Raw genomic sequence first — 15,805 nt, 5'->3', positions numbered from 1 at the left:
TTCGATGATCGACGAAGCCCTGCCCGCACAGGTCGGCCGCTACCGCATCGAGGGCATCCTCGGCGAAGGTGCCTCGGCGGTCGTGTATGCGGGCTTCGACCCCGATATCGAACGCAGGGTGGCCATCAAGTGCCTGCATCGCGAGGTCGCCGCCGACGCAGGCTACCGGCGGCGCTTTCAGGTCGAGGCACGCGCGGCGGGCCATCTGAACCACCCGCACCTGGTCACGATCTTCGATACCGGCGAGACCGATGACGGCCGCCCCTACATCGCCATGGAGCGCTTGACCGGCGACGCGCTTTCCACACGCGTGGAAAAAGAGGGACCGCCGTCGCTTCCGGTCATCATGAACATGGCCGTGCAGATCGCCGACGCGCTGGACTATGCGCATGGCGAAGGCATCGTCCATCACGACATCAAGCCCGAGAACATCATGTTCATGGAGGGCTGGAAGCACGCCAAGCTCAGCGACTTCGGCATCGCCGAACGCCGCGGCGTGCCGCGCGACGCCGAAGGCGGCGAACAGCGGCGCGTCATCGGCGGCACGCCGTCCTTCATGGCGCTGGAACGACTGGAAGGCCATCGCGCGGATGCGCGGAGCGACCTGTTTTCGCTGGGCGTGGTGCTGTTCTGGCTGGTCACCGGCAAGCTGCCGTGGCAGGAAACCGGCGACGTGCAGCGCCTGATCAAGGAGCGCAAACGCAACCCGCAGCCGTCCATCGAGCCGCGCGATCCGTCCACGCCCTCGATTCTGATCGGCATCGTGCGCACCCTGCTGGCTCAGGCACCGGATGCGCGCTACCAGAGCGCCCGCGAACTCATCGACGATCTGAAGCTGGCGCAGCGCGAGTACACACGACTGCAGGAAAACCCCCTGACCGGTCGCATCATCTCGCTGCGGGTGCGCTGGGCCAGCATGCTGGGCGTCACCCTCACCCTGGTGCTGCTGGTCGGACTGGCCGCGATCTACGGCAAGCAGCGAACCGCCGTGACCGGACTGGGACTGGACTACGGCAGTTCGCTCGGCCGTATGATCGCGCACGAATCGGCGGAGAATCTCCTCCTGGGCGACCGCGCCGCGACACGCGCCTTGGTCGAGGACATCGCCCGCAACCGCCAGATCCACTACATCGCCATCGCCGGGCGCGACGGCCAGACCATCGCGAGCACGATTCGCAGCGAGGTCGGCAAACCCCTGCCCGCGCTGAATGCCGACGATTACCTGTCGCGCGAGGACGAAGTCGACAGTTACCACAGCCATGTCCACGGCGAACGCGACGCCATGCTGCTGTTCGCCACGCCGATCCGCTATCAGGACAAGGTCGTGGGTCACCTGCGTCTGGGCGTCAGCAGCGCACCGCTGGTCGCCGCCCAGCACACAACGTTGTGGGTCATCGCGATCGTGCTCGGTGTGACGCTGATCGCCGTGATCGGAGCCGCCTACTGGCTGTTCCGTCGTCCGCTGATTCTGCTGGACCTGCTCAGCGAAGCCATGCTCCGCGTCGCGCGCGGCGACTTCAAATACCGCATCCGGCTAGTTCGCCGAGACGAACTGGGACGCCTGTTCACGGCCTTCAATCTCATGAACCAGTCACTGCACGCACGCTTGCGTGCCTCCGACCGGCATGCTCCACGGCGCACTGCCGAACGCGCGGTGCAGACTACGCAGATCCTCCCCGTTCCCGAGGAAACGCCCGAGAACGCGGAAACCTGAACGTTTCCCGTGTTCTCGCTCAGAGCTGTTTCAGGCGACTCTTCAATTCTCGCGCACGGGCGCGGTAGACGATTGCCGGCTCGTAGTTCGGGTCGATAGCCAGCACCCGGTTCCACAGCGCAATCGCCGGATCCAGTTTCTGATCGCGGTACAGCACGATCGCGCGCTGGTGGTAGGACGTCAGCAGCTGCTTGCGCAGCGTGCTTGCGTCATGGCCGGAAGGCTTCAGCTTCGGATCCAGGTCGAGCGCCTGCCCCAACCTATCCAGCGCTTGCTTTTTGTGCCCCTCGTGGAGCAGCGCAAGGCTCTGCGACTGCAGTTGCTCTGCGCGGTCGACCGGCCCGCTGGCATCGTCCGGTGCGGCGGCGGCATTCGAAGAAGCCGGCTCGGGATTCTCGACCGGCGCGGCGGCCATCGTCGCGCGCACCTTGGCCGGACTGTCGGCCGGCACGCGGACTTTCTGCCCGAGCTGCAGGACCGACGGATTGTCAGCGTGGTTGTAGCGGGCCAGCGCCAGGAAGCGCGTCGCCGAGCCCAGGTATTTCGCCGCCAGCGTGCCGTAGGACTCGCCCGGCTGCACCACATGCATGCGTGAGTGCGCGCCCAGGAGCTTGTTCGGATTCACGGTCAGCTGCCGCCACAGATCGCGCGCATAGCGATCATCGGGATGCACTTCCAGATACCGCCGCAGTTGCTTGCGCCCTTTTGCGTAGTGCCCAACCTGAAGCTGTTTCATGATGATCGTCTTCAGTGGCACGACCGATTCCGGATGCCGCACCGCAACCGGTGGTCTGGCCGCCGCGGGCCTCGTCGTGGTCGTGACCTCGGGCTTGTGAATACCGAGGACGTTGCGCTTGAACGTCTGCAGTTGCGCACAGCCTCCCAGCAGCCATGCGCATGCGATCCATGCCGGCGCAACGCGCGCCACGCGACGGCATCGCCCCTGAAACCTCGATCTCGATGTCATACGTCCCACGTGCTCCATGCCTTTCATGGCATCAGGCCGCCGCATCGCGGCGACGGCCTTTCAAAAGATCCGAAACATGCAGCCAGAAACTGACTGCGGCGCGATGCAGACGTCCTGCATCCATCGCGCGCACCAGAATCAGGGCCGCGTTGTCGCCTTCGCGACCGCCTCGCTCGACCGCCAACGTCAGCGCCTCGCGCAGCGCTTCCGACTGATCGTCGCGGGTCACCAGACGCCCGAGCTCCTGCGCAGTAAGGTTTTCCCAGACGCCGTCGCTGCACAGCGCGAAAGACTGCCCCGCATGCAGCATGGCGCCGCCGTGATCGACCTCGGGCGGCTCGTCGCCACCCAGACCGCGCAGCAGCTTGTGCTGATCGGGGTGGCTCGCGACGTCCTCCGGAAGCAGCTCACCGCGCTGCACACGCCATTCGGCCAGACTGTGGTCGCGCGTCCGCGCTAGGCAGCGTGCCCCCTGGAACAGATACAGGCGACTGTCGCCGACATGCACCCAACTGGCGCGATCGTCGCGAAGCAGCAACGCCACCACGGTCGAATGCGGTTCGCCCTGGCTCAGACCGAGCCGGCGGCGATGAAGTTCCTCGTGCGCTTCCATGCACAGATGCTCCAGGAATAGTGCGGCCGGTTGTTGCAGCCACGCCTTCTGGTTCCACAGGCGACGCGCGGTCGTGACCACGCCGTCGGCCGCCAATTCTCCCGCGCCATCGCCGCCCATGCCGTCGGCCAGCACCAGCAGCAGGGTGTCCTCGGCGGCATCATGCAGGCAGACGAAGGCATCCTGCTGACTCGTACGACCGCCCTGCGCGCGGCCTGCGGCCACGCGCGGCGAGGACTGGAAGTCGATGTGCTTGTCCACGATCCGGCATTCCCCCTGTGCGATCGCGGCGAGCATGCACCGTATTCGCGCATCTCAGTATACCGGTGCGGTCGGCGACGGACCCAGAGACCGTGGTCACACTCGTGAATATCCGTCCCTCGACCGCTTCCACCGCGTAACTTGCATGCCGCCGTCATCTGCCGTTGACTGATACCCGTCATGAGCATCCCTTCGTCCATCGCGACATGCATCGACGGCGCGGTCCCCACCGACCACGGACTGCATCGCGTGCGCATGCGCGATGGCCGGTCGGCCTGGCTGAAGCACCGACCGGATCGCCCCGCCTCGCTGTTGCAGGCCGAGGCGAATGGGCTGCGCCTGCTGCACGAGGCCGGTGGCATGCGCGTACCGGGAATCTATGCCGAACAGCCTCACGCGATGCTGATCGAGGATCTCGGCAACGGCATGCCCGCGAAGGACTTCCAGATTCGCGCCGCCCACGGCCTCGCGCGCCAGCACGCGGCACAGGGGCCGCATTTCGGCCTGGAGCACGAGGGATGGTGCGGCGACGGATGGCAGGACAACACGCCGGATACCGACGGCCATCGCTTCTTCGCCCAGCGCCGTCTGCAGCCGCAGGCGCAGCGCGCGCACGATGCCGGCCTGATCGACAACGCGGACCTGACGCGTATCGAACACCTATGCCAACGACTGACCGAATGGGTACCTGAACAAGCGCCGGTACTGCTGCACGGCGACCTGTGGAGCGGCAACCTGCACTGCTGCCGCAACGGCGAACCGGCATTGATCGATGCCGGCGCCGCATATTACGGCTGGGCCGAGGCCGACCTGGCCATGCTGACCCTGTTCGGCGACCCCGGCCCCCGTTTCTTCGAACACTATGCCGAGCGCGCGCCACTGGCGCGCGACTGGCGCGAACGCGCGCCGCTGTACAACCTCTACCACCTGCTCAATCACCTGAACCTGTTCGGGCGCGGGTATCTGGGCGCGGTGCGTTCGGTCCTGCGACGCTACGTCGGTACCGTTTGAACGGCGCTCAGTGCTCGTGGCCGCCCGGGCCGTGCGCGTGACCGTGCGCCAGCTCTTCCTCGCTGGCTTCGCGCACCTCGACGATCTCGATGTCGAAATGCAGCGCCTTGCCGGCCATCGGATGGTTCAGATCCACGTCGATGGTGCTCATGCCGACCTTCTTCACCGTCACCGCGCGCTGACCGCCTTCCTTCAGGCTGAGCACCGTGGTCATACCGGGCTTGAGCCGCGCGGCCTGGTGGAAGTACTTCTTCGACAGCCGTTGGGTGAGATCCTCGCGACGCTCGCCGTATCCGTCCTCCGGCGCGATGTCGACGGCAAAGGTTTCGCCCGCCTCGCGCCCTTCGATGGCGCGCTCCATGCCGGGAATCAGCTGCCCACGGCCGAGCAGGGCCTGCAGGGGCGCCTCCTGGGCGCGCGAGGTTTCCGCTTCCGCGCCATCCACGGTCAGCGTGTAGTGGAAGGACACCACCTTGTCTTTGCCGGCTTTCATGTGCTGCGATCCAACCCGTCGGGAAAGCGTCGGATCATAGCCGCGAAGCGCGCCGCCGTCATGCTTCGTGTGTATCGAATCGCTGTCCGCGCGCCTCGGGGCCGAGCCACGCCAGCGCCGCCAGTGCCAAGGCCACCACTACCAGCCACACCGCCATGACCGACGCATAGTCGCCCTGCAGGCGCGTCGCGAGCGCCGCCTGCGCCGTCGCCGTGGCCGCAGCCAGCAGATTGCCCAACTGGTAGGCAAACCCCGGCAGCGTGCCGCGTACCGTGCCCGGTGCCAGCTCGTTCAGATGCGTCGGCACTATGCCCCAGGCGCCCTGCACCATCACCTGAATCAGGAATGCCCCCGCGCCGAGCAGCGCCAGCGAGGCGATCGGCGCCGTCCAGCCCATCCAGGTGGCGATCTGATCCCCGAACATCCACAGCGGCACCACCGGGATCGCCAGCAGCGCAGCGATGATGATCGCGCGACGCCGGCCGATGTGTTCCGACCACGCACCGAACGAGAGTCCGCCGACGATGGCCCCGGCGTTGAGCAGCATGGTCAGCACCGTCACCGCTCCCGCGCCCAGATGCAGCTGCTGCTTGAGGAACGTCGGATACATGTCCTGCGATCCGTGGCTGAACATGTTGAAGGCGCCCATCAGCACCATCATGAACACGAACAGGCCCCAATGGCCACGCATGGCCTCGAACACATTCTGCCGGCGCTGCTGCTGCTCGTTGGCCTTCCACGCCGGCGACTCGGGCACCTTCATGCGCAGATACAGCACCAGCAGCGCAGGTAACGCGCCGGCCACGAACATGCCTCGCCAGCTGAAGCCGAGCACGTCGGTGACGATCCAGTACGCCAACGCGCCGAGAAAGTAGCCGAACGGGTAGCCGCTCTGCAGCAGTCCCGACACCGCGCCGCGCGCCTTCGCCGGAATGCTCTCCATGGCGAGCGCCGCGCCGATGCCCCACTCGCCGCCCATCGCGATGCCGAACAGGAAACGCAGCACCAGCAATACCGTCAGAGAAGGCGCGAAGGCGCAGATAAACTCCAGCGCCGAAAACAGCGCCACGTCGACCATCAGCACCGGCCGTCGACCGAAACGATCGGCCAGGCGGCCGAAGAGCAGCGCACCAATGGGGCGTGCCGCGAGCGTCAGCAGGATGCCGAAGGAGACCGCCTCGACGTCTGAACCGAAGCTGCGCGCCACATCGTCCAGCACGAACACCAGCAGGAAGAAATCGAAGGCATCCAGCGTCCATCCGAGGAAGCTGGCCAGAACAGCGTGACGCTGCTCGGTATTGAGCGAGCGCAAAGTGGCGAATGCCATGGGACCCCCGAGTCGCAACAGCCTGAGGACAATCCGCAGAGCCTAGCACGGCCTCATGCCGCGTCAGGACGACGATGGGAGGTGCGAGTTTTTGCGGCTACAACTCGCGCGCTACGCGGAAACCGACACGACCGCTGCGCGTGGTCGGCTCGGCCGCAACGCGGAAGGCCGAACGCGCCTGTTCCGGCGAACTTCCCCAGGATGCGCCACGCACCATGCGCAGGCTGCACCCCGGATTGACCCAGGCGCTGCCGTCACGCGGCGCGCGCGTGTAGTTGTCGTGCCAGCAATCCTGCACCCATTCGGAAACATTTCCGTCGATGTCGTACAGACCGAACGGATTGGGTGCGAAATGTCCGACAGGCGCGTCGCCCCAGTAGCCGTCTCGGTAGCCTCGGAAGGCATGCGTCCAGCTTCGCCGTAGCGGCGATCGATCGCGACTGCCCGGAAGATTCTCGACCTCGCGCGTGGGCGACCCACTGCCCCACCAGTACGGCGTGGTCGTGCCGCCGCGCATGACGTACTCGTATTCGGCCTCGCTGAGCAGGCGATAGGTCTTGCCAGTGCGCTTGGACAGCCAGGCGGCATACGCGGTGGCGTCGCGCCAGGACACGTTCACCACCGGGTGATCGCCGCGCGCGGGACGCCCCGCGTAGTCATCCTGCCAGGTCGCATCACTGTCATCGCGCATCGTGCCGCGCCGACCGTCGTAGATGTTGGAACCGTGCAGGCGCACCGAATCCGGTACGTAGCCGCTTTCACGCACGAACTCGCGGAACTGGGCAACACTGATCTCTGTGCGCGACACCGCCAGACCGTGCTTGATGTCGACCTTGTGCAGCGGCGACTCGTTGGGTTCGTGTCCCGACTCGCTGTCCGGCGATCCCATCATGAAGCTGCCGGTCGGAATCACCACCATGGTCGGCGCATGCCCGCTGATGTCCACGTAGGCATCGCGGAAGGTCTGGCCCGGCCGGTAGTTCGCGTAGATGCGCGCGTTGTGCAGACGCTGATCGAAGGCATTGACGCCGGGCACGTCCGGGCTGATCTGCAACGCCTGATCGCGCAGCTTCTGCGCCAGCGCCAGATCGCCGCCATCGAGCGCAGTGCCCGCCTGCTGCAGCCGGCTTTCCGCGCGCTGCCGGCGGATGCCCTCGATGCGGCCCCGCGTATCCTGCAACGCGGTGGCATTGGGATCGATCTTCGCGGCCTGTGCCAGGGCCGCGTCGGCGCCGTCGAAATCGTCCTGCGCCACGGCGCCCAACGCCTGGTCCAGCAGCTTGCGCTGAATGCGCTGCAGGCCCTGCCGGGCCACATGGTTGCCCGGATCGATGCCCAGTACCTGGCGATAGACAGCCAACGCGTTGTCGTCGGCCGGCAGCATGTCGTGGCCCTGCCCCATCAGGTCGGCCGCATGCGCCAGCAGCGGGCGCACCTGGCGCAGCGTCTGCAGGCTGCGCTGCAGACGCTGGCTTTCCGCCCCCGCGTTCGGCAGTTGCTGCAGCACCTGCAGCGTGGTCTGCGCGGCATCGGCATCACCGCTGGACAGATCGTCCTCGATCTCGGCAATCAGGCGCTGCTGCACGTGCGCCAGGCCCTCACGCGCACGGTTGCTGTCGGGACGCAACTTCAATGCCTGCATGTACAGGCTCATCGCGCTGTCCGAATCGCCGCTCAGATTGCCCTTGCCGAGCGCATCCGCGGCACGCGTCAGCAGATCGGTGAGCGCAGGCGTCTCGGTCTGGGCCGCGGCCGAAGATGCAGGCGCCGGACGCAACCGGGCGGCAATGACGGCGCGCGGCGCCAGCGAGAGCGGCGGTCCCGCATCGAGTTCATTGATGCGCACCGACGCGCTCTGCGTGCCCTGCGGACGACGGTCGAACCCCAGCGGCGGTGCCATCGGGCCACCCGGACGCGCCGCCCGCTGCGGACGGTCGGCCTCGGCCGGCACATGCAGCAAGGCGGGAAAAAAGTGATACAGCATGGCCAGTCCGAGCAGGCTCACGCCGATCGCGCCGCCCATGGCGCGCTGACGACGTTCGGACTTGCTGTTGGGCATGGAGGCTCTCGCTGGCCGGACGATGGGAGGACCGTTGCGCGCATGGTACCCGGTCCGTGGAACATGCCAAGCACCGGGCGGCCTGCTATCGTGTCGGACCACCCTAAGCAAACCCGTGCGCGAGGGCAACGATCCTCCGCGCAACGCGCTGCGGAAGCTTTCATCGTGAACCAGAACACCTCCTCCACGGCTGCGGCCGAGGCCGAATGGATTGATACCCGCGGACAGCTCGATGCGTGGCTCGCCAGCGTCGACGGTCTGCTGGCCGTGGACACGGAGTTCATGCGCCGCAACACCTACTACGCTCAACTGGCGCTGATCCAGTTCGGACACGACGGACGCCGCGCCCTGATCGATCCCCTCGCCTTCGAGATCGGCGACGCACTGGCGAACATGGACCGCGCGGCTGCGCCACTGTGGATCATGCACAGCCCCAGCGAGGACCTCGACGTCATGGCGCCGCTGCTTCCTGGCGGCCCCGCGCGCCTGTTCGACACCCAGCTCGCCGCCGCCTTCTGCGGCCTCGGCCTGGGCATGAGCTATCGCGCCCTGGTCGAACACGTAACCGGCGTGCAATTGGACAAGGGCGAGACGCGCTCGGACTGGATGCAGCGTCCGCTGACGGCCTCGCAGCGCCGCTATGCCACGCTCGACGTGGTCTATCTGCATGCCATCCACGAGCACCTGCAGCGCGAACTCGAAGCACGGGATCGCCTCGACTGGTTCGAGCACGACTGCCAACAGCTCAAGCAACGCGCCTCCGATCGCGGCATCGATCCACAGCCGCAACGCGCCCTGCGCGGCGGCGCCTTCTGGTCGCCGGACAAGCAGGCCCTGCTGCGCCGCGTGCTGCTGTGGCGCGAGAACACGGCGCGCACACTCGACAAGCCGAGGCCCTGGCTGCTTCAGGACGCACAGATCATGGCTCTGGTCGACGAACGTCCGGACAGCGACGCAGCCATCGCCGCCCTCACCCAGGGACAGCGTGCCCTGCGCGCGCCGCAGCGCACCGAACTGCTGGAACTGCTGCGTCGTCCGGTCACCGACGACGAGATCGAGGCCACCGATGCCATCCCCGCGCCGCTCGACGGCGCCGGCAAGCGCGTCCTCGCGGAGATGAAACACGACGTGCATGCCCTGGCCGAATCGATCGACCTTCCGCCCGGGCTGCTCGCGCCGCGCAAGGTGCTGGAAGAACTGATCGCCACCCGCAACTGGCCCCGCGCCCTGACTGGCTGGCGCACGGATCTGCTGCACGACCGCCTGATGGCCCGCCTGCCCGACCAATAAATATCTTCACGCCCCCTATTGGCGACGCCTCCGCACGCTGCTAGAATGCGCCGCTCACGTGGGGCGGTAGCTCAGCTGGGAGAGCGTCGCGTTCGCAATGCGAAGGTCGGGAGTTCGATCCTCCTCCGCTCCACCAATCGATTCGACGAAAAAGGCCGCCTGCAAGGGCGGCCTTTTTCGTTGTGCTGAAACGGATCAGCGGTAGACCAGCACTGGAAGCTCGCAACCGACCAGCACACGTTGCGTTTCGCTGCCCAGCAGCAGGCGGTCGAAGCCTCGGCGGCCGTGTGAGGCGAGCACGATCAGGTCGCAGCCCTTGCTCTCGGCGGTATCGATGATGACCTTGGCCGGGTGCTCGTCGAAGGTGTAGTGGGTTTCGCAGGTCACACCGGCGGTATCGGCACGACTCTTGATCTCGGCCAGATAGCGTTCGGCGCGCTCGGCAGCTTCCTCGCTGTAGGTCGCCTCGCTGATGGTGATGATCTCGGTCATGTAGCTCATCGCCGGATACGGCATCGCCACATGCAGGCCGTAGACCTTCGCGCCCAACTTCGCCGCCAGTTGGATGCCGGCGTCCACCGCGCGTAGGGAGAGGTCCGAACCGTCCGTGGGAAGCAGGATGTGCTTGTACATGTCAGTGTCCTCTTTCGGAATGGAGACAGTATCCGCTGTCGCATACCGGCATGCGTTGACGTCGGTCAACCCAGCCTTAGCTCCTGACGTGCGCCGCGGCACGCGTCAGGAAGCATCCAGCAGGATCGGCTCACCCATGCCCGACATGTGCCAGGGCTGGCCGATCCGGTCGAGCTGCGCAGCGAACGCCTGCATGCCACGATCATAGTCGCCGTGCACCAGGAACACATTCTTCGGCTTGCCGCAGCGCTGCAGCCAGTCGAGCAGCGCGCTCTGACCGGCATGCGCGGAAAACCCATTGATCGTGTGGATTTTCGCCCGCACCACGATATCGTCGCCGAACAAGCGAATGCGGCCGGCACCGTCGATGATCCGACGCGCCAGCGTGCCCGAGGCCGCATAGCCGACGAAGATCATGCTGCTGTTCTCGTTCCAGATGTTGTGCCGGATGTGATGCCGGATGCGGCCGCCGGTGCACATGCCCGAACCAGCCATGATGACGGCGCCGCCGCGGATGCGGTTGATGGCCATCGACTCGGCGGTTTCTCGCGTCATGTGCAAGCCACCCAGATCCAGCGGATCGATCCGGGAAAGCTCCTCTGCGAACTCCGTGCGCAGCGCCTCGGGATGCTCCATGAAGATCTGCGTTGCCGAGATCGCCATCGGCGAATCCAGGAACACCGGGAGCCGGCGTGGCAGGCGACCCTCTTCGATGGCGTGGAACAGGACATAGAGAATCTCCTGCGAACGCTCCAGCGCGAAAGTCGGAATCAGCACATTGCCACCGCGCTGATAGGCCGAGGACACCGCCTCGACCAGCTCATCCACCGACGCTTGCCAGGGGCGATGATCGCGGTCGCCGTACGTGGTCTCCATGACCACATAGTCGGGCGGCTCCGGAGGCGGGGCCGGATCGTTCAGGAGCGGTCGCCCGGGGTTGCCGATGTCGCCCGAGAACAGCACCCGCACGCGCTTGCCCTCTTCCTCGATCTCCAGTTGCACCGAGGACGAACCGAGGATGTGTCCGGCATCGACGAAGGTCGCGCGCATGCCCGGCGCCACCTCGCGCGTTTCGCCGTAGGCCACCGGACGCGCAAAAAGATCCATGGTGCGCAGGGCGTCGGCGAGGCCGTACAACGGCTCGGACACCTTCTCTCCGCTGCGCGAGGCGCGACGCCGCGCGCGCCGGGTGTCCTCTTCCTGCAGCCCCGCCGAATCCATGAGCAGCAACCGCGTCAGATCACGCGTGGCATCGGTTGCATACACCCGACCGCGAAATCCGCGCTTGCGCAGCAACGGGAGCCGCCCGCAGTGGTCCAGGTGCGCATGCGTGAGCACCACCGCATCGATTTGCGAAGCGTCGAACGCGAACGGTTCGGCGTTTTCTTCCTCCAGTTCGCGACCGCCCTGGAACATGCCGCAATCGACCAGTACCCGCGCACGATCGGACTCGATCAGATGGCACGACCCGGTCACCTGTTTGGCGGCCCCGTGGCTGCTGAGACGAATCATGTGTTGCCCTCCTCCATGTTGAACAGCAGGTCGCGCAGGCCGTCGGCAATCGCGGCACTGACGTCGATGGCATCACGCGCATCGCCGACTGTGTTGGTGCACACCACGCGCGCGACGCCCGCTTTCCGCAGCAACTCGCGCGCGTCACCGGCCATCAGACCGTGCACCGCGACGCACACGGCATCGCGCATGCCTTGGGCGTGCAGATGCTCGACCACGGCTGCGAGCGTGCGTCCGCTGGAAATGATGTCGTCCAGCAGAACCGGGGTGCGATGCCGATGCGCGTGCGCTTCCGGCGCAGTGACGGCCACATCGGTATCGCCGAAGCGGGTCTTCTCCAGCACCGTCACCGGCGCACCGATGCGGGCGGCGACATCCCGGGCCCATTGCGCGCTCTCGCCGTCCGGTCCCACGATCCAGGGATCGTCGATCTGTTCCCGGATCCATGCGGCCAGCACCGGCGCGGCATGCACCACGCGGCTGCGCAACGTGTAGACCTCGTCCAATCGCGCAATCCTGTGCAGATGCGGGTCGACCGTCACCAGGTCGTCGAAATGTGTCGACAGCCAGGCCGCGTAGATGCGCGCCGAAACCGCCTGCCCCGGCGCGAAACGCTTGTCCTGACGCATGTAGGCCAGATACGGCGCGACCAGCACAACGCGCCGCGCGCCGAGTTCACGCAGCGTCGCGGCAGCCATCAGCAAGGGCACAGTGACCGTGTCGGGATGATCCAGCGTGCAGACCAGCACCGCGTCGGTCTCCGCGTCAGGCGGTTCCACGCGAACCAGGCTCTCGCCATCAGGGAACGCATGCACGTCGACATCGGCGATCCGCGCCTCGCCGCCGAACTCCCTCGCCAGATGCGCGGCCATGGTCCCGTTTCCGGGCATGGCGTGAAACACGATCATGCGCGCACCTCGACATGCACGATGGATGGATGACGGTCGACGAAATCCATGGCGTATTCGAGTTCGCCACGCGACTCCGCATGCACCGTGAACAGCGGCTGCCCGCGTTCCACCGCGACGCCCACATGTGCCTCCAGATAGACCCCGGCGGTGCCGGCCTGAGGCGCGCCGGCCAATCGGGCCACCTGCGCCAGCAGGCGATTGTCGATGCGCGAAACCGTGCCGGCATGCAACGCCGGAATCACGCGCGTGAACGGCGCACGCCCGGGTTCACGCAGACCGCCCTGCGCCTCACAGATCGCCTGGAACTTGCGCCAGGCAAGACCATCGGACAAGGTCCGCTCCGCCATCGCCAGCGCATCCGCGCCCTGCGCCAGCCCGCCCAGCTCGATCACCCCGGCGGCCACTTCCAGAGCCTTGCGACGCAAGTCGGCAGGCGCGTCGGGACGGTTTTCAAGCACTGCGAGCACATCATGGGCCTCAAGCGCCGGACCGATGCCGCGTCCGATCGGCTGGCTTCCGTCGCTGAGCAGGCCGCGCAGCGTCAGGCCGATGTCTGTGGCCGTGGCCTGCAGCGACGCGAGCAGCGATTCCGCCTCCGCCTGGCTGCGAACCTTTGCAGTGGGCCCGACCGGAATGTCGATGAGCACGTGCGTGGAACCGGCCGCCGCCTTCTTCGACAGCACCGACGCCACCAGCTGTCCCTCGCTGTCCAGATCAAGCATGCGTTCGACCCGGATCAGCAAGTCGTCCGCCGGACTGAGCGACACGGCCCCGCCCCAGACCATGCAGCCGCCTTCGGCTTCGACCACGCGACGGATGTCCTCCAGACTCAGATCGACACGGGTCAGTGTCTCCAGCGTATCGGCCGTGCCGGCCGGCGACGTGATCGCGCGCGAGCTGGTCTTGGGCATCACCAGACCCAGCGCAGTCGCCACGGGCACCACGATCGGCGTGGTGCGATTGCCCGGCAGTCCGCCGATGCAGTGCTTGTCGACGACCTGCTGCTGTGGCCAGGACAACCGATTGCCCGTGTTCACCATGGCGCGGGTCAGACCGGTGACCTCGCGCGCATGCATGCGACCATCCGCACACGCGACCAGGAACGCGGCGATTTCCACGTTGCTCAGGCGGCCAGCCACGACATCGCGGACAATCGCGTCGCACTGCCGCTCGCTGAGTTCGCCGCCATCGATCTTGGCGCGAATGTGGCTCATGGCCTCGGTCGGTGCGGGGTGACGGAAGCGCAGGCACTCGCCCGCCTCCGGCTTCAACCGCAACCAGGCCGACTCGGACAGTCCCACTTCATCGACGGCGAGCAGTTCACCAGTCGTCAGCACATTCAGTGTGGCGATGATGCTCCCGTGTCGTCCCACGACCTCGATGCGGGCGTGGGCCTCGAAGCCCTCGGCTCGACACACCGGCGCGTCGGCGCGCAACACCACCACCGGCTCATGATGCGTATCGATGCCGAGACGGCGTGCCTTCAGACCCGGCGAGACGCCCTTCTCGCGAGACATGTCCGAAGCCTCCCCGGTCGCACTCATGCACCGCCCCCGCACGAAACGGAGAAACCGCACGTCCGCCTGTCCGACGCGTGAGCATGCACACGCTCCGCGTTTCCTGGCATCGAAATTTCGGCTTGCATGGCGGCCTTCACCTCGAGGTCTGCACAATGAGAATCGATTCTAGAGCGTTCACGGGGATATCGACGAGTGCGCAGCAAGCATATCGCCGATACGCATGGCTCGGGCCCCTATGGCGCGAACCCGCTGTGGCGATATCCTGACCCCGTGACGGACCGACGCCATGCCCAGCTTGTCCGTGGCTTTTGCTCACAACAAGGACGCACGGGACGAAGCGCATGTCGGTATCGACAACGGCATGACGCGGAGGTGATACCCATGCACGCCATGATCCTGCACCGTATCGGCGAACCGCTGACCTGGACCGAGCAACCCACGCCCGATCCCGGCCCGGACGAAGTCCGCGTTCGCATCCACGCCTGCGGCGTATGCCGCACCGATCTGCATGTCGTGGACGGCGAACTGCCGAACCCACGCCTGCCGATCGTTCCCGGCCACGAGATCGTCGGTCGCGTCGAGGCCGTGGGTGCGAACGTCGAAGCGCTCGCGCCGGGCGACCGTGTCGGCGTGCCGTGGCTCGGCCACACCTGCGGCGCGTGTCCCTATTGCCGGTCTGGACGCGAGAACCTCTGCGACCACCCGCAGTTCACCGGGTATACCCGGAACGGCGGCTTCGCCACGCATGTCCTTGCCGACGCGCGCTTCGCTCTGCCCATGTGCGAGCACGGCGACGCCGCCGCGCAGGCACCGCTGCTATGCGCAGGATTGATCGGCTGGCGTTCGCTGAAGATCGCCGGCGACGCGCGCCGCATCGGACTGTACGGTTTCGGCGCCGCAGCACACATCATCGCCCAGGTGGCGGTCTGGCAAGGCCGTTCGGTCTTCGCGTTCACCCGTCCAGGCGATACGGACACGCAGGCATTCGCCAATCGCCTGGGTGCGGTCTGGGCCGGCGGCTCGGACGAAACGCCGCCCGAGCCGCTCGATGCGGCGTTGATCTACGCGCCGATCGGCGCCCTGATTCCTGCCGCCCTGAAGGCCGTGCACAAGGGCGGACGCGTGGTCTGCGCCGGCATCCACATGAGCGAGATTCCGGCGTTTTCCTACGACCTGCTGTGGGAAGAGCGCGAACTGGTCTCCGTCGCCAACCTCACGCGCGAAGATGGCGTGGAATTCCTGGCCATGGCCGCCGAAGCCGAAATCCGCACGCACGTCACCCGCTATCCGATGACCGAAGCCAACCGCGCACTCGATGACCTCCGTCACGGCCGCTTTCATGGTGCCGCCGTGCTGGTGAATGCGTGACCGACTCGCCATGGACACCACACTGGCACGCCACGCCCCGAACGCGTAGCGAACGCAACAACCACCTCGCCCCCTAAACTTTTTTCTCCTTCCCCCGATAAGACCTGAACGCTGCAGAACAGGACG

Annotated in this window: 13 protein-coding genes and 1 tRNA gene; 5 read left to right on the top strand and 9 right to left on the bottom strand. The window is 66.5% G+C overall.

The window, feature by feature from the left end:
* Positions 1-4: 4 nt before the first annotated feature.
* Positions 5-1,714 (top strand): protein kinase domain-containing protein, encoded by a 1,710-nt coding sequence (locus HF690_RS08810; RefSeq protein ID WP_168609184.1) that lies wholly within the window; start codon positions 5-7, stop codon positions 1,712-1,714.
* 19 nt (positions 1,715-1,733) lie between these two features.
* Here the strand turns inward: HF690_RS08810 and HF690_RS08805 are convergent, their stop codons facing one another.
* On the bottom strand, positions 1,734-2,450 hold the full coding sequence (locus tag HF690_RS08805; protein ID WP_168609183.1) for a LysM peptidoglycan-binding domain-containing protein: 717 nt from the start codon (positions 2,448-2,450) through the stop codon (positions 1,734-1,736).
* 262 nt (positions 2,451-2,712) lie between these two features.
* A complete protein-coding gene (locus HF690_RS08800; RefSeq protein WP_168609182.1) occupies positions 2,713-3,591 on the bottom strand; it encodes a PP2C family protein-serine/threonine phosphatase in 879 nt (292 codons plus the stop codon).
* A 144-nt stretch (positions 3,592-3,735) separates the two neighbouring features.
* Here HF690_RS08800 and HF690_RS08795 point away from each other — a divergent pair, with 144 nt between their 5' ends.
* On the top strand, positions 3,736-4,566 hold the full coding sequence (locus tag HF690_RS08795; protein WP_168609181.1) for a fructosamine kinase family protein: 831 nt from the start codon (positions 3,736-3,738) through the stop codon (positions 4,564-4,566).
* Positions 4,567-4,573: 7 nt separating this feature from the next.
* Here HF690_RS08795 and HF690_RS08790 read toward each other — a convergent pair whose 3' ends face one another.
* The 3 genes from HF690_RS08790 to HF690_RS08780 all read right to left on the bottom strand — a co-directional run bounded on the left by HF690_RS08790 (position 4,574) and on the right by HF690_RS08780 (position 8,445).
* Positions 4,574-5,059: an FKBP-type peptidyl-prolyl cis-trans isomerase gene (locus tag HF690_RS08790; RefSeq protein WP_113064692.1), complete on the bottom strand. Its 486-nt coding sequence runs from the start codon at positions 5,057-5,059 to the stop codon at positions 4,574-4,576.
* A gap of 58 nt (positions 5,060-5,117) precedes the next feature.
* Positions 5,118-6,386 carry an MFS transporter gene (locus HF690_RS08785; RefSeq protein WP_168609180.1) on the bottom strand — a complete coding sequence of 423 codons (1,269 nt, stop codon included), beginning with the start codon at positions 6,384-6,386 and terminating at the stop codon, positions 5,118-5,120.
* Between the two features lie 97 nt (positions 6,387-6,483).
* On the bottom strand, positions 6,484-8,445 hold the full coding sequence (locus HF690_RS08780) for a formylglycine-generating enzyme family protein (RefSeq protein WP_113064690.1): 1,962 nt from the start codon (positions 8,443-8,445) through the stop codon (positions 6,484-6,486).
* Positions 8,446-8,610: 165 nt separating this feature from the next.
* Between HF690_RS08780 and HF690_RS08775 the strand changes: the two genes are divergently transcribed.
* Positions 8,611-9,735, top strand: coding sequence for a ribonuclease D (locus tag HF690_RS08775; RefSeq protein ID WP_338042893.1), 1,125 nt, complete (start codon positions 8,611-8,613; stop codon positions 9,733-9,735).
* Positions 9,736-9,795: 60 nt separating this feature from the next.
* Positions 9,796-9,871 (top strand) — tRNA-Ala (locus tag HF690_RS08770).
* A 59-nt stretch (positions 9,872-9,930) separates the two neighbouring features.
* Here HF690_RS08770 and HF690_RS08765 read toward each other — a convergent pair.
* The 4 genes from HF690_RS08765 to HF690_RS08750 form a co-directional block, all read right to left on the bottom strand.
* Complete coding sequence (locus HF690_RS08765) at positions 9,931-10,368, bottom strand: universal stress protein (RefSeq protein WP_113064689.1); 438 nt, start codon at positions 10,366-10,368, stop codon at positions 9,931-9,933.
* Between the two features lie 105 nt (positions 10,369-10,473).
* On the bottom strand, positions 10,474-11,880 hold the full coding sequence (locus HF690_RS08760) for an MBL fold metallo-hydrolase (protein WP_113064688.1): 1,407 nt from the start codon (positions 11,878-11,880) through the stop codon (positions 10,474-10,476).
* Positions 11,877-12,788 carry a ribose-phosphate diphosphokinase gene (locus tag HF690_RS08755; RefSeq protein WP_113064687.1) on the bottom strand — a complete coding sequence of 304 codons (912 nt, stop codon included), beginning with the start codon at positions 12,786-12,788 and terminating at the stop codon, positions 11,877-11,879. Before HF690_RS08755 ends, HF690_RS08760 begins: the two co-directional genes overlap by 4 nt.
* On the bottom strand, positions 12,785-14,308 hold the full coding sequence (locus HF690_RS08750; protein WP_240151691.1) for a thymidine phosphorylase family protein: 1,524 nt from the start codon (positions 14,306-14,308) through the stop codon (positions 12,785-12,787). Before HF690_RS08750 ends, HF690_RS08755 begins: the two co-directional genes overlap by 4 nt.
* 384 nt (positions 14,309-14,692) lie before the next feature.
* Here HF690_RS08750 and HF690_RS08745 point away from each other — a divergent pair, with 384 nt between their 5' ends.
* On the top strand, positions 14,693-15,679 hold the full coding sequence (locus tag HF690_RS08745) for a zinc-dependent alcohol dehydrogenase family protein (protein WP_168609177.1): 987 nt from the start codon (positions 14,693-14,695) through the stop codon (positions 15,677-15,679).
* The last annotated feature ends 126 nt before the right edge of the window (positions 15,680-15,805 follow it).

The organism is Oleiagrimonas citrea (assembly GCF_012395255.1).
Lineage (GTDB): Bacteria > Pseudomonadota > Gammaproteobacteria > Xanthomonadales > Rhodanobacteraceae > Oleiagrimonas > Oleiagrimonas citrea.
This window is presented reverse-complemented; position numbering and strand designations above follow the sequence as displayed.